This is a genomic window from Nocardia sp. JCM 38205 (genome assembly GCF_058222935.1).
In genome coordinates this window covers 880,294-898,717 of record NZ_JBYHFL010000001.1, presented here as the reverse complement: position 1 = coordinate 898,717, position 18,424 = coordinate 880,294, and the positions used below count along the sequence as shown (strand labels likewise).

At 69.6% G+C, this 18,424-nt stretch carries 14 protein-coding genes; 10 read left to right on the top strand and 4 right to left on the bottom strand.

All coding sequences use genetic code 11. The annotated features are described in order from the left end of the window. The first annotated feature begins 90 nt into the window (after positions 1-90). Both AC4HOU_RS04125 and AC4HOU_RS04120 read left to right on the top strand, forming a co-directional pair. On the top strand, positions 91-420 hold the full coding sequence (locus tag AC4HOU_RS04125) for a type VII secretion target (RefSeq protein ID WP_163814627.1): 330 nt from the start codon (positions 91-93) through the stop codon (positions 418-420). Then, positions 417-2,093, top strand: a complete 1,677-nt coding sequence (locus AC4HOU_RS04120) for a hypothetical protein (RefSeq protein ID WP_195019632.1) — start codon at positions 417-419, stop codon at positions 2,091-2,093. Before AC4HOU_RS04125 ends, AC4HOU_RS04120 begins: the two co-directional genes overlap by 4 nt. 104 nt (positions 2,094-2,197) lie before the next feature. On the opposite strand, the gene ypfJ is transcribed toward AC4HOU_RS04120, so the two are convergent. Beyond that, positions 2,198-3,118: a KPN_02809 family neutral zinc metallopeptidase gene (gene ypfJ / locus AC4HOU_RS04115; RefSeq protein WP_163814625.1), complete on the bottom strand. Its 921-nt coding sequence runs from the start codon at positions 3,116-3,118 to the stop codon at positions 2,198-2,200. Between the two features lie 139 nt (positions 3,119-3,257). On the opposite strand from ypfJ, the gene aspS reads away from it, so the two are divergent. Further along, complete coding sequence (gene aspS, locus AC4HOU_RS04110; protein ID WP_194989972.1) at positions 3,258-5,081, top strand: aspartate--tRNA ligase; 1,824 nt, start codon at positions 3,258-3,260, stop codon at positions 5,079-5,081. A 59-nt stretch (positions 5,082-5,140) separates the two neighbouring features. Here aspS and AC4HOU_RS04105 read toward each other — a convergent pair whose 3' ends face one another. Further along, positions 5,141-6,076 (bottom strand): DUF2189 domain-containing protein, encoded by a 936-nt coding sequence (locus AC4HOU_RS04105; RefSeq protein ID WP_195019631.1) that lies wholly within the window; start codon positions 6,074-6,076, stop codon positions 5,141-5,143. Between the two features lie 192 nt (positions 6,077-6,268). On the opposite strand from AC4HOU_RS04105, the gene AC4HOU_RS04100 reads away from it, so the two are divergent. Next, a complete protein-coding gene (locus AC4HOU_RS04100; protein WP_194989971.1) occupies positions 6,269-7,438 on the top strand; it encodes a phosphotransferase family protein in 1,170 nt (389 codons plus the stop codon). A gap of 241 nt (positions 7,439-7,679) precedes the next feature. On the opposite strand, the gene AC4HOU_RS04095 is transcribed toward AC4HOU_RS04100, so the two are convergent. Further along, a complete protein-coding gene (locus AC4HOU_RS04095) occupies positions 7,680-9,341 on the bottom strand; it encodes an alkaline phosphatase D family protein (RefSeq protein ID WP_195019630.1) in 1,662 nt (553 codons plus the stop codon). A 172-nt stretch (positions 9,342-9,513) separates the two neighbouring features. On the opposite strand from AC4HOU_RS04095, the gene AC4HOU_RS04090 reads away from it, so the two are divergent. The 5 genes from AC4HOU_RS04090 to AC4HOU_RS04070 all read left to right on the top strand — a co-directional run bounded on the left by AC4HOU_RS04090 (position 9,514) and on the right by AC4HOU_RS04070 (position 16,505). Further along, positions 9,514-10,863, top strand: a complete 1,350-nt coding sequence (locus AC4HOU_RS04090) for a replication-associated recombination protein A (RefSeq protein ID WP_195019629.1) — start codon at positions 9,514-9,516, stop codon at positions 10,861-10,863. Positions 10,864-10,941: 78 nt separating this feature from the next. Then, complete coding sequence (gene alaS / locus AC4HOU_RS04085; protein WP_194989968.1) at positions 10,942-13,608, top strand: alanine--tRNA ligase; 2,667 nt, start codon at positions 10,942-10,944, stop codon at positions 13,606-13,608. Beyond that, positions 13,608-14,165 (top strand): Holliday junction resolvase RuvX, encoded by a 558-nt coding sequence (gene ruvX, locus AC4HOU_RS04080; RefSeq protein ID WP_194989967.1) that lies wholly within the window; start codon positions 13,608-13,610, stop codon positions 14,163-14,165. The genes alaS and ruvX overlap by 1 nt, the downstream gene beginning before the upstream one ends. Beyond that, positions 14,162-15,682 carry an endolytic transglycosylase MltG gene (locus AC4HOU_RS04075; protein WP_194989966.1) on the top strand — a complete coding sequence of 507 codons (1,521 nt, stop codon included), beginning with the start codon at positions 14,162-14,164 and terminating at the stop codon, positions 15,680-15,682. The genes ruvX and AC4HOU_RS04075 overlap by 4 nt, the downstream gene beginning before the upstream one ends. Next, positions 15,672-16,505 (top strand): shikimate dehydrogenase, encoded by an 834-nt coding sequence (locus AC4HOU_RS04070; RefSeq protein ID WP_195019628.1) that lies wholly within the window; start codon positions 15,672-15,674, stop codon positions 16,503-16,505. Before AC4HOU_RS04075 ends, AC4HOU_RS04070 begins: the two co-directional genes overlap by 11 nt. Before the next feature lie 6 nt (positions 16,506-16,511). Here the strand turns inward: AC4HOU_RS04070 and trpB are convergent, their stop codons facing one another. Then, positions 16,512-17,753, bottom strand: a complete 1,242-nt coding sequence (gene trpB / locus AC4HOU_RS04065) for a tryptophan synthase subunit beta (protein ID WP_195007045.1) — start codon at positions 17,751-17,753, stop codon at positions 16,512-16,514. 180 nt (positions 17,754-17,933) lie between these two features. Between trpB and AC4HOU_RS04060 the strand changes: the two genes are divergently transcribed. After that, on the top strand, positions 17,934-18,401 hold the full coding sequence (locus tag AC4HOU_RS04060) for a B-4DMT family transporter (protein WP_228807128.1): 468 nt from the start codon (positions 17,934-17,936) through the stop codon (positions 18,399-18,401). The last annotated feature ends 23 nt before the right edge of the window (positions 18,402-18,424 follow it).

The window sequence follows — 18,424 nt, the reverse complement described above, 5'->3', positions numbered from 1 at the left end:
GAGAACTTGCGCTGTAGGGGCAGACGAGCGGACGTTCGAGCAACGCGATGTTGACGACACTGATGTTGATGAGGATTGGGGGGCAGCTCCATGAGTGATGTCTCGGTAGAAACCGAAGGGCTCCGCGCGTTCGGCGCCACGAATGCGGCGATCGCGGGCGATATCGCCGGGGCGGGGAATATGGATGTGGTCGCCAGCGTCTCGGCGATGACTCCGGTGTTCGGGCTGATCGGGGCCGATTACCTACTGTCGTTCGCGGCCGCGCAGGTGCTGCAGGCGCGCGATATCAACGACCTATCCGATAAGTACGCCAAGCTGTCGCAGGCCGCGTTCAGTTCCGCTACCAATTACGACGTCACCGATCTCGGTAACGCGGGCGATCTCGGCAAGGTCGCAGGCGAGATCGGCGGTGCCCTGTGAAACCACTGGACGCCTCCGGCGCGTCCGGCGTGATCGCGCCGGAGGCCGAACAGTCGCTGATGGAGCAGGCCCGCGATCAGGTCGCCGCGGCCGCCCAGCAGGCGTCGGCCGTGCCGCTCGAGCAGCAGGCGATCCTCGACCTGCCGATGCCGCAGCTGCCCGCCGACCTCCCGCCGATCGAGCCGCCGGAATTCGTACTGGCGCAAAAGATCACCGAGGAAGGTCCGGGTGTCGGCGCCGCACCGGTCGGCATGCCCGGGCTGTCCGGTCTCGGCGCGCCGGTCGCCACGCCCGAAGATGTCCTCAGCGGGCTGCCGCCCGAGGCGTCTGCCCTGATCGGTGATGCCGGAGCCGTGATCAACCACGCCGCGGCGCCTGTCCTCGACGCCGCCCAGGGCGTGCTCGGGCAGGCCGGCGGTGCGGTGAGCAGCGTGATGGGCGGATCCTCCGCCGCGAGTGCCGCCTCGGCGGCGGGTGCCGCCGCCACTCCGGCCGCTGCGGCGCTCCCGGCGCTGCCCGCCGATCCGGTCGGCGCCTTGATGAGCGGTATCGCGCTGCCCGCTCTGCCCGGGATCGACATGCTGTTCAAACCCATCCTGGATCTGCTCGGCAGCTTCGGCACCGGCGTCATGGGGGCCTTCGACCCCACCGCCATCCTCAGCCAATCCTCCAAGGTCATCGAGATGGCGATGCAGGTCGGCAAGGGCAGCCTCGGTGCGGTCGAACAGGTCTGGCAGAGCCAGGCCGCCACGGCCGCGCAAGACGCGGGTCAGAAGGCCAACAGCGAAGGCATGGAGACAAGTCAGCGCGGGATCGACATCTCCGAGCTCACCCAGCGCGCGGCCGCGGTGGTGCAGCAGGGCAATGCCCAGCTCACCACGATCGCCACCTCGTTCGCCAGCCAGGCGGTCGCGCTCGCGCCGGTGATCATGACCCCGCCCGCCCAGGCCACCCTGATGGCCACCGCCACCGAACATCTCGGCCAGGCGGTCAGCGTCGTCAACGCCACCCGCGGCGATCTGGCGGGTAAGACCGCCGAGCTCAACGGCTTGGTGAGCCAGCTGGTCGGGCAGAACGGCCCGGCACCGGCGGAGATCGCCCAAGCGGTCATGCAGAACGTCGGCGAGCCGCTCATGTCGCAGGCCGAGGAGGTCGCCACCACCGCGGCCGGTTTCGATTCTGGCACCAGCGGCACCAACGGCCTGTCCACCAGCGCCGCCAGCTACGGCAGCGGTGGTTCGGCCGGCAGCGGCGGCGGCGCCGGAGCGTTCGGCACCGGCGGGTTCGGTCGGGGCGGCAGCGGCGGTTCGGCGGGGCGTGCCGGTAGCGGCGGCGTCGCCGGAATCCCTTCTCTGCCGGGCACATCCGGTGCACCGGGCGGTGTCGCGCTGCCCGGCGGTATGCGCGCACCCGTCGCCGGTATGCCGATGGGCGCGGGCCTCGGCACCACGCCTGCCTCGAGCTCCGGCTTCATGGGCGGCCCCGGTGCCGCCGGTGCCGCGGGGCAGCGCAACAACAACGAGGACGAGCACTCGCGCAACGTCGACCCGTACCGCAGCCGCACCGGCAACGACGACCTCACCGGTCCGCTGGGCGAATCCACCCCCGAGGTCATCGGTGCCACCAACACCGACGAGGGCGACGGGTCCGATTACTACCAGGACCAGTTCTAGAAACGGTCCGCCATATCGGCACGACAACGGCCTCGCACCGAAACCCGTGCGAGGCCGTTGTTTTCGTCCGCCGCATCCGCGCCGTGGACGTGCGCGGTGGCGTCTCAGCGAGCGGCCGGGTTGTCCAGATCTCGGGCGGAGTAGGTGTCGCAAGCCTGCATGCGGCCGCTCTGATAGCCGGCCAGGAACCACTTCTGCCGCTGCTCCGACGATCCGTGCGTCCACGCCTCCGGGTTGACCCTTCCCTGCGCGGCCCGCTGGATCCGGTCGTCACCGACCGCCGACGCCGCCGACAACGCGTCCGCGATATCGGTATCGGAGAGCTTCTGCAGGAACGGCCGCCCGTCACCGCCGGGGGCCGGCATCTTGTCCGCGTAGTGCGCCCAGATCCCCGCATAGCAATCGGCCTGCAACTCGGTGCGCACCGCACCGGATTCCGGGCCGCGCGGATCGCGCTGCGCGCGGCCGATATCGCCGAGCAGGGTCTGGATGTGGTGGCCGAACTCGTGCGCGACCACATATTCCTGGGCCAGCGGACCGCCACTGGAACCGAACCGGTCGACGAGCTCCTGGAAGAAGCTGACATCGAAGTAGGCGGTCTGATCGGCCGGGCAGTAGAACGGCCCGACCGCGCTGGTGGCATTGCCGCAGCCGGTGGACACCGAACCCGAGAACAACACCAGCTCCGGCTCCACATAGTCGACGCCTGCCTGTTTCGGCAGCTCGGCCGCCCACACCGCGTCCAGGCTCTGCGCGGTGAGCACCACCCGGCAGTCCACATACCGGTTGGCGTCCGCGGCCGTGCGGCAGTGCTCGGGCGTGCCAGCGGTCGGCTGGGACTGCACATCCTGGGCGCCGGTGAACTGGCCGAGCACCGATCCCGGGTCGCCGCCGAGCAGCAGCGTCAACACCAGCACGATCAGTCCGCCGGCGCCGCCACCGAGGGCCAACTTGCCGCCCATGCCCGGCCCGCCGCCGGATGAGGCTCGATTCGGGTCGATCTGCATACCCTCGTTGAAGGTCATGAGAATCCCTATCTGTGACGTGTCCGCTACAGCTTCGCACGGGTGGACCCGATATCGGTTTCCGCTCGGCGAATGTGTCTCACTACGATGGCTTGCACCGGGAGGGCGTTCCGGTGTCACATTCGTCGAAAGGAACATCGTGCTGCGCACCCACTTGGCTGGTTCGCTGCGAAGCGAGCACGCCGGTCAGACCGTCACCCTGAGCGGCTGGGTGGCCCGGCGGCGTGACCACGGTGGCGTGATCTTCATCGATCTGCGCGACGCCTCCGGAGTGGCGCAGGTGGTGTTCCGTGAGGGTGAGGCGGCCGAACAGGCGCACCGGCTGCGGGCGGAGTACTGCGTCAAGGTCGTCGGCGTGGTCGAACAGCGTCCCCAGGGCAACGAGAACCCCGACCTGCCCACCGGCGCGATCGAGGTCAACGTCAGCGAGCTCGAGGTGCTCAACGAGAGCGCGCCGCTGCCGTTCCAGCTCGACGAGCAGCCCGGTGAAGAGGCCAGGCTGACCCATCGGTACCTGGACCTGCGCCGAGAGGGCCCGGCCCACGCCATCCGGCTGCGGTCCAAGGTCAACGCCGCCGCCCGCCGGGTGCTGGCGCGCCACGAATTCGTCGAGGTGGAGACGCCGACGCTGACCCGCTCGACCCCCGAGGGCGCCCGCGACTTCCTGGTGCCCGCGCGCCTGCAGCCGGGCAACTTCTACGCCCTGCCGCAGAGCCCGCAGCTGTTCAAGCAGCTGCTGATGGTCGGCGGTATCGAGCGCTATTACCAGATCGCGCGCTGCTACCGCGACGAGGATTTCCGCGCCGACCGTCAGCCGGAGTTCACCCAGCTCGACATCGAGATGAGCTTCGTCCGCCAGGAGGACGTGATCCTGCTGGCCGAGGAGATCCTGGTGGCGCTGTGGGAACTCATCGGCTACGAGATCCCCACCCCGATTCCGCACATGACCTACCACGAGGCCATGCGTCGCTTCGGCACCGACAAGCCGGACCTGCGCTTCGGGGTGGAGATCACCGAATGCACGGAGTTCTTCAAGGACACCCCGTTCCGGGTGTTCCAGGCTCCGTACGTGGGCGCGGTGGTGATGCCGGGTGGAGCGAGCCAGCCGCGCCGCCAGCTCGATGCCTGGCAGGAATGGGCCAAGCAGCGCGGGGCCAAGGGCCTGGCCTACGTGCTGATCGACGAGGACGGCGTGCTGGGCGGCCCCGTCGCCAAGAACCTCAGCGAGACCGAACGCGCCACTCTCGCCGACCACGTCGGCGCCAAGCCGGGTGACTGTGTGTTCTTCGCCGCGGGCGCGCCCAAGGCCCAGCGCGCGCTGCTCGGCGCCGCGCGCGGTGAGATCGCGCGCAAGGTCGGCCTGATCGACGAGGACGCGTGGGCGTTCGTGTGGATCGTGGACGCACCGCTGTTCGAGCCCGCCGCCGAGGCGACCGCGAGCGGCGATGTCGCGCTGGGCTATTCGGCCTGGACCGCGGTGCATCACGCGTTCACCTCGCCGAAGCCGGAGTCGATGGACACCTTCGACACCGATCCGGGCTCCGCGCTGGCCTACGCCTACGACATCGTCTGCAACGGCAACGAGATCGGCGGCGGCAGCATCCGTATCCATCGTCGCGATGTGCAGGAACGGGTGTTCGAGGTCATGGGCATCAGCCATGACGAGGCGCAGGAGAAGTTCGGATTCCTGTTGGACGCCTTCGCTTTCGGCGCACCGCCGCACGGCGGCATCGCCTTCGGCTGGGACCGGATCACCGCGCTGCTTGCCGGCATGGACTCCATTCGTGAGGTCATCGCGTTCCCGAAGACCGGTGGCGGCGTCGACCCGCTGACCGATGCGCCCGCGCCCATCACCGCGCAGCAGCGTAAGGAAGCCGGCCTGGACGCCAAGCCGGAAATCAAGGGCGTGACCGAGGTTTCGGCCGACGGCGCCCCCACCGCGCCCGAAACCGCCGAGCAGTAGCGACTTACGTCCACGATGGCCGGCCCCACGGGGCCGGCCATCGTCGTCTCCTGGGCTGCTCAGATGGCCGAGACGAGCCCTCCGGTCATCGTGCGGTAGGCGTAGGTGACCGCGATGGTCGCCACCGGGCCGGCGACCAGCAGACCGAAACCGCAGGCCAGCAGGCCGAGCAACGCGACGACCAGCACCGTGAGCGTCAGCAGGATCACCGGCCAGATATTGGTGATCACGAGCTTGACGCTCGAGGTGATGGCCTCGATCGGACCCTGATTCTGATCGATGACGAAATGCAGCGAGAACATGCATCCCATCCCGACAGCGATACCCGGCAGCAGGCACAACGCCGAGGCGAGCGTGGTGGCCAGGAAGGCCAGCCCCGCGGTGAGCAACACATTGCCCGCGGCGCCGAGGTGGAAGTAGGAGCCGAAAGTCGCTGGATAGCCGTTGGTTTCATAGAGCGCGCCGCGCACCATCGCCGCTTGCAGCAGCCACAGCCCCACCATGACCGCGAGGAAGATGAACAGCACCGTCAGCGCCGATCGCGGCGCGAGAACCTGCACGACCGCCACGAACAGCAGATAGATCACCAGGCCCAGCGCGCTCACTGCCAGCCAGGGGCCAGGATTTCGCCGGAATTTCTCCCAGCCGTAACTGAGTGCGTGGCCCACGTCGAGCGGGGCGGGCACGCCGGTGCCGGTCTGATTCAGATAGCCGTAGGTGGGCGCCTGTGGGTCGGGGCCGGTCCCCGGTGGGCCGTAGGTCGGCTGCGCCTGCGACTGATCCAGCGGCGGCGCAGGTTCGACCGGTTCGTTGCCGTAATTGGCCGCGCCCGGGCCCTGGAACTGCGGGTATCCTGCGGCGCCCGGCATTTCGTGACGGCCGTGGCCCGAGGGGGAGGACGCGGACGGGTCGCCGCCGGGGACCTGCCCGGTGCCGCCGCCCGGCGCGGGCTTGTCGCCGGACGGTTGCGGCGTGGCGGATGGTGTGTCGGTCACGGTGGTCGACCTTTCGGGTCAGCTGGTTTGCGGTGTGGCGCACGGTAGTTGACGACCAGGAAACAGCACGGCTGACATCGTCTCAAGTGATCGGCGCGCTCTACCAGAGCGGCGCGCGGACACGCCGAGCGACACGGAAAGGTTGCCCAACCGCTCGCTAGAAGTGACCCGATGCGAGTACTTTGATCTGTGATGACCGCACTATTGGCCGAACGCGCCACCGAAGTCGTGTCCGCAGCACAACAGTTGCTCACAAAGCGCATGGGTGCTCCGGTGAAGCTGAGCGATCCGATCGAACTCAGCGGTAGTGGTAGGACGACGGTCCTACGCGTGCGGGTTGCCGAGAACGCTTTCTCGCTACCGCGCACCCTGATCCTCAAGCAGGTGCGCGGCGCCGCGCCGATGCCGCGCAACGCGGGCATCACCCCCGGCGTCGCCAGCATCGACTCCGCGTTCCTGCGTGAGGCGGTGTCCTACCAGTTCACCACCGCGCTCAGCCGTGAACAGCGTCCCGGCGCCTACCTCATCGCGCACAGCCTGCCCGATCGGCTGCTCGTGCTCAGCGACCTGGGAGAGAACACCTCACTCACCACCGTGCTGCGCTCGGGCGCCGAACCGGCCACCCAGAACGCCATGATGGCCTTCGCGCAGGCGCTGGGCCGGATGCATGCGGCGACCGTCGGCCGCGAGGCCGATTTCGTGGCGCTGCTGCGCCGGGTTGATGTGGCCCACCGCATCGACGGCATCGCCCAGCAGGCCGAGGCCGCCGTCGCCGAGGTTCCCGCCCTGCTGCTGCGTGAACTCGGCATGGAGGTCCCCGACGAGCTGGCCACCAAGATCACGCACGGGGCCCGGCTGTTCTCCGGCGGCCGGTTCCGCGCCTTCAGCCCGTCGGATCTGTGCCCGGACAATGTCATCCTCAACGACGAGGGCGCCCGCATCCTCGACTACGAGTGGGGCGGTTTCCGCGACGCGACCCTCGACATCGCCTATGCGCTGGTCTCGTTCCCCGGCTGCCTGTGCGATGTGGAACTCTCGCGCGAGCGCGCCGCCCATATGGTCGAGGCCTGGCGCGCCGAGGTCGTCGGCGTCTGGCCCGCCCTCGCCGACGACGGCCTGCTCGCCGAGAAGATCCTGGAAGCGCGCCTGATCTGGGTGTGGCTGTCCACCTACTGGTTCCTGCCCGCCGATCACGGCCGGATCGCCGCCGCCCGCGAACACGGGCTGTCGGTGCCGCGTTCGGAGGCGCTGATCAACCGTTGGGCGGCCCTCGCCGAGGACGCTCGCGTCACCGGCGACGACGTCATCGGCGATTTCGCCGAGGCGATGACAGCGGTGCTCGTGGAGCGCTGGGCCGAATAACGGCCAAGGAAGATCGGGGCGCCCGGAATCGCGGGTGCTCACCGCCGTACCCCGCGCCGGGCTCCGAGCCGCCGCGGAGTCGGGCCGGTCAGCCGGCATGCGCAACGGGCCCGCCGCCGCAACGCCGGGGCGGCCGACGACCGGGCCACGGCGACCCTGTCCAACCGAGCCACGGCTGCCGGTACCTACCTCACCGACCCCACCCTCAGGGAGTCGACGCGGTGCGCGCAGAGCAGACCGGTCAGCTCGCGGGAGTGGCCCTCGGCTCCACCCGGCCGCCCGCCGGTACGGCGAACGACGCGCCGTGGCGGACGCCCGACTGCGGGTCGGCGACATCGAGGACGTAGAACCAATCCATCTGGGTCTGCGCGGCCGTCACCTCCAGCACACCGAAGCCGTGCGAATCCAACTCGACGTAGCGCAGATGCCGGTTGACGCCCTTGACCGCCTCCTCCACCGGCACCGCGGCCGTCCGCGGCGGCGCCTGCAACACCTCACCCAGGCTGGACGAGGTCACCGACGGCACCACGAACTCCGCCCCGACGACGCGGCCGGCCGGGTCGGCGGCGTTCACCGGCAGATCCGCCGCCCATGAGGAGTGGATGTCGCCGGTCAGGAACACCACGTCCGACACCCCGTGCTCGGTGATCGCCCGGTACAGGCGGGCGCGGTCGGCGGTGTAGCCGTCCCACTGGTCGGCATTGACGGGCAGGCCCGACTGCGGGACGCCCAACGCTTGGGTGAAGGCCGCGGTCGTCGCCGGATCCAGCGGCGGAAACACCAGCGGCGCGATCATCACCGAATTGCCCACCAGCTTCCACCGCGCCGTCGACGACGCCAGCCCGGCGGTGAGCCAGTCCATCTGCGCGCGCCCGGTGAGGGTGCGCTGCGGATTGTCCACCTCGCGCCAGCCCGCGCCCGGCTTCACTTCCTGATCGCGGTAGCTGCGCAAATCCAGCATCGACAGCTCCGCCAGCGTGCCGAAACGCAACCGCCGATAGATCTGCACACCCGAACCCGAACGCGACGCCCGGACCGGCATCCACTCCAGATAGGCCCGCGCCGAAGCTGCCTTCCGGTCGGCCCAGGAACCCTGCGACACCGGATCGTGTTTGCCCGAACCGCCGGACCACGAGTTGTCGGCGGATTCGTGGTCGTCCCAGGTGCAGATGAACGGCAGCAGCGCGTGCAGGCGTTGCAGATCGGGATCGGTTTTGTACTGGGCGTGGCGGATGCGGTAATCGGCCAGGGAGACGATCTCGTGCACCGGATCGTGCGGGCGCACCGATCCGGTCCGGCCGCCGTACTCGCCGCGTCCGTATTCGTACAGGTAGTCGCCCAGGTGCACGATGGCGTCGAGGTCGGTGCGGTCGGCCAGATGACGGTAGGCGGCGAAGAACCCGGCCTCCCAGTTCGCACACGACACCACCCCGAACCGCAGCCGGTCGGGGGTGGCGCCGAGGGCGGGCGCGGTCCGGGTGCGCCCCACGGGCGAGCGCTGGCCGAGGGCGGTGAAGCGGTAGAAGTACACGCAGCCCGGCGCCAGCCCGGTGACATCGACCGTCACGGTGTGGTCGGTGTCGACGGTCGCGGTGACCGATCCGGCGGCGGTGATCGAGGCGAAGTTCTCGTCGGCGGCCACTTCCCAGCGCACGGCCGCGGCGGCGCCCGTACCCGAGCCGGGGGTGGCGTCCTCGGCGACGGTGACCCGGGTCCAGATGATCACCGCGTCGGGCAGTGGGTCACCGGAGGCGACACCATGGCGGAAGACCGGCGCATTCGCCCGGGCAGGAGCGGCGAGCGCGAGGCCTGCCCCGGCCGCGGCGACCGCGCCGCCGGCCAAGACCGTGCGTCGCCGCACCACCGCAGTATCTGAAACGAGCACGTTTTCAGCCACGATCATTGATCACAACCCATCGACGGGGGACTGGCAAATCGAACCGCGGCGCGGCGGTTCGATCCGCGCTCCCGGTGTGTCGGACCCGGCCGGTAGCGTCATCGACGATGAGCGAGCGAACTATGAACGCGGTCGCGCGGGCGTTCATGACGCGGCCGAGCACCGGCAGGCAAGTGTCATGAGCGACGGGCTGTTCGACGTGCCCGGCGCGGCGGCGCCCGGCACGTCCGACACCGATATCACCTTCCGCGGCCCCGGCGCGGCGGCGCCACTGGCCGTGCGGATGCGCCCGGCCACGCTGGAGGAGGTCCTCGGCCAGCAGCACCTGCTCGGCCCCGGGTCACCGCTGCGCAGGCTGATCGAGGGCTCCGGCGCGGCGTCGGTGCTGCTGTACGGCCCGCCCGGCACCGGCAAAACGACGTTGGCCTCGCTGATCTCCCAGGCCACCGGCCGGCGATTCGAGGCGCTGTCGGCGCTGTCGGCGGGCGTCAAAGAGGTACGCGCGGTCATCGACCTGGCCCGCAGGCGGCTGACCGCGGGCGAGCAGACGGTGCTGTTCATCGACGAGGTGCACCGGTTCTCCAAAACCCAGCAGGACGCGCTGCTGGCCGCGGTGGAGAACCGGATCGTGCTGCTGGTCGGCGCGACCACGGAGAACCCCTCGTTCTCGGTGGTCTCGCCACTGCTGTCGCGATCGCTGGTGCTGCAACTGCGCTCGCTCACCGACGACGACATCCGCGCGGTGCTGCGGCGCGCCATCGACGACGCGCGCGGCCTGGACGGGCAGTACACCGTCACCGAGGCCGCCCTCGACCACATCGTGCGCATCGCCGGTGGCGATGCCCGCCGGGCGCTCACCGCGCTGGAGGCGTCGGCGGAGTCCTCGCTCGACGGCACCGTCGACGTCGATCTGGTCGAGGCCAGCGTCGACAAGGCCGCGGTGCGCTACGACCGGGCAGGCGATCAGCACTACGACGTGATCAGTGCGTTCATCAAGTCCATCCGCGGATCCGATGTCGACGCCGCGTTGCACTACCTGGCCAGGATGCTGAGCGCGGGGGAGGACCCGCGGTTCATCGCGCGCAGGCTGATGATCCACGCCAGCGAGGACATCGGCATGGCCGATCCGACGGCGTTGCAGACCGCCACGGCGGCGGCGCAGGTCGTGCAGCTGGTGGGATTGCCCGAATGCCGGCTCGCCCTGGCCCAGGCCACCATCCATCTGGCGACCGCGCCCAAATCCGGCGCCGTGGTGGCGGCCATCGGGGCCGCGATGGCCGATGTCTCGGCCGGCAAGGCCGGTGCGGTCCCGCCGCATCTGCGGGACGGTCATTACGCGGGCGCGCAGCAGCTCGGCAACGCGCAGGGCTACCGCTACCCGCACGATGATCCCGGCGGGGTGCTGGCCCAGCAGTATCCGCCCGACCAACTCGTCGGCGTCGACTACTACCACCCGACCGACCATGGTCACGAGCGCGCGGTCGGACCCCGCGTGGAGAAGTTGCGCCGCATCGTTCGCGGCGAGTGAGCCGGCGGGCAGCGGGTGTGAGCTGCTCGGCCGACTCGATGAAAAACCGGGTGCGCCGCACCGGTAGGCTGGATATCTGTGCAGACCCACGAGATCCGACGGCGATTCCTGGACCATTTCGTGCGCGCCGGGCATACCGAGGTGCCCAGCGCCTCGTTGATCCTCGACGACCCGAACCTGCTGTTCGTCAACGCGGGCATGGTCCAGTTCAAGCCGTACTTCCTCGGCCAGGAAACCCCGCCCTTCCCGCGGGCGACGAGCGTGCAGAAATGCGTGCGGACCGGGGATATCGAAGAAGTGGGCATCACCACCCGGCACAACACCTTCTTCCAGATGGCCGGCAACTTCTCCTTCGGTGATTACTTCAAGGAGGGCGCGATCGCCTTCGCCTGGGAGCTGATCACCAAGTCGCAGGAGGACGGCGGCTACGGGTTCGACCCCGAACGCATCTGGGTCACCGCCTACGAATCCGATCCGGAGGCCGCCGAGATCTGGCGCCGGGTCGCCGGAATCCCCGAAGAACGCATCCAGTTCCGTGACGGCAAGGACAACTACTGGGACATGGGCGTGCCCGGTCCGGGTGGCCCCTGCTCGGAGATCTACTACGACCGTGGCCCCGAGTACGGCAAGGACGGTGGCCCGGTCGCCGACGAGGACCGCTACCTCGAGATCTGGAACCTGGTGTTCATGCAGGACATCCGCGGTGATCTGAGCCCCAAGCTCGGTCATCCGCCGGTCGGGGTGCTGCCGAAGAAGAACATCGATACCGGCATGGGTATCGAGCGCATCGCGCTGCTGCTGCAGGGCGTCGACAACGTCTACGAGACCGATCTGCTGCGCCCGATCATCGACAAGGCCGAGGCGCTCACCGGCCGCTCATACGGCGTCGAACACGCCGACGACGTCCGCTTCCGGGTGATCGCCGACCATGCCCGCACCGCGGCCATGCTGATCGCCGACGGCGTCAACCCGGGCAACGACGGCCGCGGCTATGTGCTGCGCCGCCTGCTGCGCCGCATCGTGCGTTCGGCGCGGCTGCTCGGCGCCGAGAAGCCGGTGATGGGTGAGTTCATGAAGGTCGTCAGCGAGCTGATGTCGCCGTCGTACCCGGAACTGGCCACCGATTACAGCCGCATCGAGACCGTCGCGGTGGGCGAGGAGACGGCGTTCCTCAAGACGCTCAACACCGGCTCCAAGCTGTTCGACGACACCGCCGAGCAGGTCAAGGCCGCCGGTGGTAAGACGATCGCGGGTTCGGACGCGTTCACCCTGCACGACACCTACGGCTTCCCCATCGACCTCACCTTGGAGATGGCCGCCGAGGCCGGGCTCTCGGTCGACGAGGAGGGCTTCCGGTCGCTGATGGCCGAGCAGCGCCGTCGCGCCAAGGAAGACGCTCAGGCCCGCAAACACGCGCACGCCGACCTCTCGGTGTACAAGGAGCTCGTCGACCGCGGTGCCACCGAATTCACCGGTTTCGACGAGCTGACCTCCGAGGCGCACGTCCTGGCGCTGATCGCCGACGGCGTCCGGGTGCCCACGGCCACCGCGGGCCACGACGTCGAGGTGATCCTGGACCGCAGCCCGCTCTACGCCGAGTCCGGCGGTCAGATCGCCGACCGCGGCACCATCACCGCCTCGGGGCTGAAGCTGCGGGTCAACGACGTGCAGAAGATCGCCAAGAAGGTGTGGGTGCACAAGTGCACCGTGGAGCAGGGCCAGATCACCGAGGGCGACGTGGTGCTCGCCCAGGCCGATCCGGCGTGGCGGCGCGGCGCGACCCAGGGCCATTCCGGCACGCATATGGTGCATGCCGCGCTGCGGCAGGTGCTCGGCCCCAACGCGGTGCAGGCCGGTTCGCTGAACAAGCCGGGCTACCTGCGCTTCGACTTCAACTGGCAGGGTCAGCTCTCCGAACAGCAGAAGGCCGATATCGAGGCCGTCTCCAACGACGGTGTCGGCGCCGACTACCCGGTCAACACCTTCATCACCGATCTGCCCAAGGCCAAGCAGATGGGCGCGCTCGCGCTCTTCGGCGAGAACTACGGCGACCAGGTGCGTGTGGTGGAGATCGGCGGCCCGTTCTCGATGGAGCTGTGTGGCGGCACGCATGTGCAGCATTCCTCGCAGATCGGCCCGATCACCCTGCTCGGTGAGTCCTCGGTCGGTTCCGGTGTGCGCCGCGTGGAGGCCTTCGTCGGCCTGGATTCCTACAAGTACCTGGCCAAGGAGCGCGCGCTGCTGGCCGGTGTCGCCTCCGCGCTCAAGGTGCCCTCCGACGAGGTCCCGGCCCGCGTCGAGCAGCTGGTGGAGCGGCTGAAGGTGGCCGAGAAGGAACTCGAGCGCACCAAGATCGCCGCGGTGCTCGCGTCCGCGGGCACGCTGGCCGACGGCGCCGAACGTCTGGGTGATCTGCTGCTGGTCGCCGCCGCCGCGCCCGAGGGTGTCGCCGCGGGCGATCTGCGCACGCTGGCCACCGACGTTCGCGGACGGCTCGGCAGCAACCCGGCCATCGTGGTGCTGCTCGGCAACACCGACGGCAAGGTGCCGTTCGTCGTCGCGGTGAACAAGCCGGCGCAGGAACTCGGCGTCAAGGCCGGTGATCTGGTGGCAAGCTTCGGCCCGGCCATCTCCGGCCGGGGCGGCGGTAAGCCGGAAATGGCCCAGGGTGCGGGCTCGGATCCGTCGGGTATCGCGGCCGGACTGGCCGCGGTCCGTGCTCGGGTGGCCGAACTCGCCGGCTGATGGGTGAACCCGGACGCACCGAACACCGGGGCGATCGGCCGGATCCGGCCACCGACCCGGGACGGGGCAGGCGTATCGCCATCGACGTCGGCAGTGTGCGCATCGGGGTCGCCTCCAGCGACCCCGACGGCATCCTCGCCACCCCGGTGGAAACCGTGCCGCGCGCCAAACCGAACCCGCGTGCGGCGGGTCCCGGACCCGACATCGCCCGAATTGCCGATATTGTGCGGGAATACGAGGCCGTCGAAATTATCGTCGGCTTGCCGCGCACCTTACGCGGGGAAAAGGGCACTGCCGCTACGCTGGCAATCGCATTCGCCGATCGTTTGCGGTCGGTGGTCGCCCCGGTGCCGGTACGGCTTTCCGACGAACGTTTGACTACGGTGTCAGCTGCACGTGCATTGCGGGACAGCGGAGTTCGCGCACGCGGCCAGCGGCAGGTGATCGATCAAGCGGCTGCCGTGTCGATCCTGCAGGGATGGTTGGACGAACGGAGTTCGGTGTTGAAGTCGGTCGAAGAAGCGGTACGCCGCGCGTCGTCCGGAGACGATGCATGACGGATCGGTGGGCGCGGGCCGAAGAACGCTACCGTCAGCGGGAAGCCGACCGGCGCTACCGCCGTGACGACGAGGCGTGGGGGCGAGACAGTCGCGCGCGAGCGGACGTGGCCGGGGACGCCGAGGACGAGTGGAACTATCTCGACGACGACGACACCACCGTCATCCCCCGGTACACCGACGACGATGACCTGATCGAACCCGAGCCGGAGCCCGAACCGGAACCGGTGCGGCGCCCGGCCACCCGCACCAAGAGCGCGACGCGGTCGCGACCTCGGGCGGAAGCGGCCGAAGCGCGGCGCGGCACACGGCAGCGCCCGGGTTCGCGGGCCAAGAAGAAGTCGAGGGTGGCCTCCCGTAAGGCGGCCGAGCGCAAACGGCGCAGGCGCACGATGCTGGCCGTCGCGGCGGTCTTCGCCGTACTGTTCGTGGGCGCCGCCGGATTCGCGGGCATGAAGCTGATGGACGGGTACGCGCCCGCCGAGGATTTCGCCGGCCCGGCCGGACCGCCGGTGGTGGTGCGGGTGCATCCGGGCGAGACCGCGACCGAGATCGCCGACACGATGGCCGACAAGGGCGTCGTCGCCAGTAGCGCCGCCTTCTACGAAGCCGCCGTGCGCAATTCGAATATGAACTCGGTGCAGCCCGGGTACTACGCGATTCCGAGCCACAGTCCGGCCGCGGATGCGGTCGCCGCGCTGGTGAAACCGGAGTCGCGGGTGGGCAATCTGGTCATCTCCGAGGGCAGGCAGCTGCACGACCAGCACGATGTGAACACCGGCTCGCGCAAGGAAGGCATCTACACCAAGATCGCCGCGGCCAGCTGCATCGGCACCGGACCCGCCGCGGACTGCGTCACCTATCAGGAGCTGGAAGCCGCGGGCGCCGGCATGGATCTGGCCGCGCTCGGGGTGCCGGAATGGGCGATGGACTCGGTGCGTCAGGTGCCGGACCGGGCGCGTCAGCTGGAGGGGCTGATCGCCGCGGGCAGCTGGGATTTCGATCCGAGCGGTACACCGGAGCAGATCTTGAAGGAATTGGTCAGCGCCAGTGCCGCGCTCTACGAATCCACCGGCCTGTTGCAATCGGGCGGGGAGACCGGACTGACGCCCTACGAATCGTTGATCGCCGCCTCCCTGGTCGAACGTGAAGCGCTGCCGCAGGACATGGGCAAGGTCGCACGGGTGATCGTGAACCGGTTGAAGGTCGATCAGCCGCTGCAATTCGATTCGACGGTCAACTACGCCCTCGACACCACCGAGGTCGCCACCACCGACGCCGACCGGGCCCGGCGCACGCCATGGAACACCTATGCCATGGCCGGTCTGCCCGCCACGCCCATCGCGGCACCGTCGGCGGCGGCGCTGCGTGCGGTGGAGCAACCCGAACCGGGACCGTGGCTGTACTTCGTCACCATCGATAAGCAGGGCACGACGTTGTTCACCCAGAGCTACACCGAGCATCTGCGCAATATCGACCGCGCCATGGAAAGCGGGATCCTCGACAGTGGCCGCTGAGATCTCCGGCGCCGAGGTTCGCAAGGCGGCGGTACTCGGCAGCCCCATCGCGCATTCGCGTTCGCCGCAACTGCATCTGGCGGCCTACCGCGCGCTCGGCCTGCCGTGGACCTATGAGCGCATCGAATGCACCGCCGAACAGTTGCCGGGGCTGGTGGACGGGCTCGGCCCCGAATGGGTCGGCCTGTCGGTGACCATGCCGGGCAAGGAAGCCGCGCTGGCCTACGCCACCGAACGCACCGAACGCGCGGAGCTGGTCGGCTCGGCCAATACCCTGCTGCGCATCCCCGGCGGCTGGCGTGCGGACTGCACCGACGTCGATGGTGTGCTCGGCGCGCTACGCGGCGGCGGGGTCGACACCCTGGTGGAGGCCGTGGTGCTCGGCGCGGGCGGTACCGCCCGCCCGGCGCTGCTGGCGCTGGCCGAACTCGGTGCCACCGCGGTGACGATCGTGGCCCGCGATGCCGGACGGGCCGCGAGCGCCGTCGATCTCGCACACCGGCTCGGGCTCACCACCGCCGTGATCGGATTCGACCCGGCAGCGGTGGGCGCGGCCGCTGCCCGCTCCGGCGCTGCGGTGAGCACCGTCCCGCCCGCCGCCGCGGCTGTGGTGGCCGATGCGGTCGCCGCTGTGCCGGTGGTGCTCGACGCGATCTACAACCCGTGGCCGACCCCGCTGGCCGAGGCCGTCGTCCGTGCCGGGCGGACCGTGGTCAGCGGCCTCGACATGCTGATCAACCAGGCGTACGGGCAGGTCGAGCAGTTCACCGGACGCCCGGCGCCGCGCGCAGCGATGGCCGCGGCACTCGACACCCTGCGCTGACGCCACTCAGGAGCCCGGAGCGAGCCGTTCCGAGGCGATGGCGAGATCTTTGTCTCCGCTGCCGGACAGGCACAGCACCACCAGTGTGTTGCGTGCCAGCTCGCCGCCCTCCGCCCGCTCCATCAGATGCCCGACCGCATGCGCGGATTCGAGGCCAGCGAGCACACCCTCGGTGCGGCTGAGGTCTCGCAGGCCACGCAACGCGACGGCATCGGTGGCGGTCCGTGCGCTCATCCGGCCGCTGTCGCGCAGATAGCCGAGTTCCGGGCCGACGCCCGGGTAATCCAGACCGGCGGCGATGCTGTGGGTGGCGGCGATCTGGCCGTCGGCATCCTGCAGCAGGTAGCTGAACGTGCCATCCACCTCACCGGGGCTTCCCGCCGTGAGGGTGGCGGCGTGGTCGCCGTCGGCCGCACCACGGCCCGCGGCCTCGACCGCGACCAACTCCACCTCGGGGTCGGCGGCGAACGGATGAAAGAGCCCGAGGGCGTTGCTACCGCCGCCGACGCAGGCCAGCACCAGGTCGGGCAACCGGCCCTCGGTCCGCAGGATATCGGCGCGGGCTTCGCGGCCGATCACTGTCTGAAAGTCCCGCACCATCTGTGGATACGGTGCGGGCCCCACCACCGTGCCGAGCAACAGGTGAGTATCGGCCAGGTTCGCGACCCAGTCGCGGACCGAGGCGCTGATCGCCTCCTTGACCCGCCGATTCCCGCTCTCGACCGGCCGCACTTCGGCACCGAGCATCCGCATCCGAGCCACTGTGGCGGGCTGGCGACGGACGTCCTCGCCGCCCATGTAGATCACGCATTCCAGGCCGAGCATCGCGCACACGGCGGCGACCGCGCCGCCGTGCTGGCCCGCACCCGTCTCCGCCACGATCCGCGTCTTGCCCAGGCGCTGCGCCAACAGCGCCTGCCCGAGCGCGTTGTTGATCTTGTGCGAGCCGGTGTGCGCCATATCCTCGCGTTTGAGGTAGACCTTCAGGCCGGGCACACCCAGCGACGCGGCGAAACGGGGTACCGCATGCAACCGGGTTGGCCGTCCCACGCGGTCGCGCAGCAGGGTGGCGAGTCGTTCGCCGAAGGCCGGATCGGCGCGGGCCAGCCGATAGGCCTGCTCGAGTTCGAGCAGCGCGGGCATGAGGCCCTCGGGAACGTAGCGCCCGCCGAACGCGCCGAATCTACCGTTCTCGTCCGGGTAGACATCGTGCCGATATGCCGGCTGCAGTCCGAGATCGAGAACCATCCGCGCCTTCGCCTCCACAGTCGAGAACCGACCAGGAAGTCTCTACCAGTGCCGCGACCGCTTCACCATGGTTGGGAAACGCCGCAGTGAACTGGCGGTTATCGACTCCGGCGCCGACACGGCCAACTCTGTAACGGGTTCTAGTTTTGTGCGAAGGGGGCTGGGGTTATGGTGGTCGGCATGACAGCTTGGGTGTTGCGGGCCACAGTGCTCGGTGCGCTGGTCGTCGGCTTGCGGGTCCTGCTGGGGTTCGGCATGGTGAACTGGCCGACGCAGGGCGCGTGGATGCGGTTGCTGTGCCTGGTGGTGATCATCGCCGCGGGTGTCGGATGGGGCTTTCTCGACGGCCGCCGCGACCGGGCCGCGCATCCGGATGCCGATCACGGCGCCGATCTGACCATCCCGTGGTTGAAGGCCGCGGTGGCCGGCGGCCTCGCCAGCGGTGCGGTGTCCTGGATTCTGGACCTGCTGCCTGGATTCGCGCTCGGCGACAACGGCTTGCTGTTCGAAATGACCGCGGGCGCCTCGTTCATCGTGCTGCTGATCTTCATCCCGGCGCTGGCCGGCATCGCGCTCGGGCGCAGGCTCGGCGGCAAGGACGGTTCCGCCGCGGCCGGAACCCACCAGCCGGTAGCGGCCGCATCCTGATCCGATGATCCCCCGGTGGTGCC

Bases quoted from the DNA above. Each gene is read 5' to 3' on its own strand.
- AC4HOU_RS04090 (WP_195019629.1), top strand. From the start codon at position 9,514: ATGAGCGACGGGCTGTTCGACGTGCCCGGCGCGGCGGCGCCCGGCACG.
- AC4HOU_RS04075 (WP_194989966.1), top strand. From the start codon at position 14,162: ATGACGGATCGGTGGGCGCGGGCCGAAGAACGCTACCGTCAGCGGGAA.
- AC4HOU_RS04095 (WP_195019630.1), bottom strand. From the start codon at position 9,341: ATGATCGTGGCTGAAAACGTGCTCGTTTCAGATACTGCGGTGGTGCGG.
- AC4HOU_RS04060 (WP_228807128.1), top strand. From the start codon at position 17,934: ATGACAGCTTGGGTGTTGCGGGCCACAGTGCTCGGTGCGCTGGTCGTC.
- ruvX (WP_194989967.1), top strand. From the start codon at position 13,608: ATGGGTGAACCCGGACGCACCGAACACCGGGGCGATCGGCCGGATCCG.
- AC4HOU_RS04125 (WP_163814627.1), top strand. From the start codon at position 91: ATGAGTGATGTCTCGGTAGAAACCGAAGGGCTCCGCGCGTTCGGCGCC.
- AC4HOU_RS04100 (WP_194989971.1), top strand. From the start codon at position 6,269: ATGACCGCACTATTGGCCGAACGCGCCACCGAAGTCGTGTCCGCAGCA.
- ypfJ (WP_163814625.1), bottom strand. From the start codon at position 3,118: ATGACCTTCAACGAGGGTATGCAGATCGACCCGAATCGAGCCTCATCC.
- trpB (WP_195007045.1), bottom strand. From the start codon at position 17,753: ATGGTTCTCGATCTCGGACTGCAGCCGGCATATCGGCACGATGTCTAC.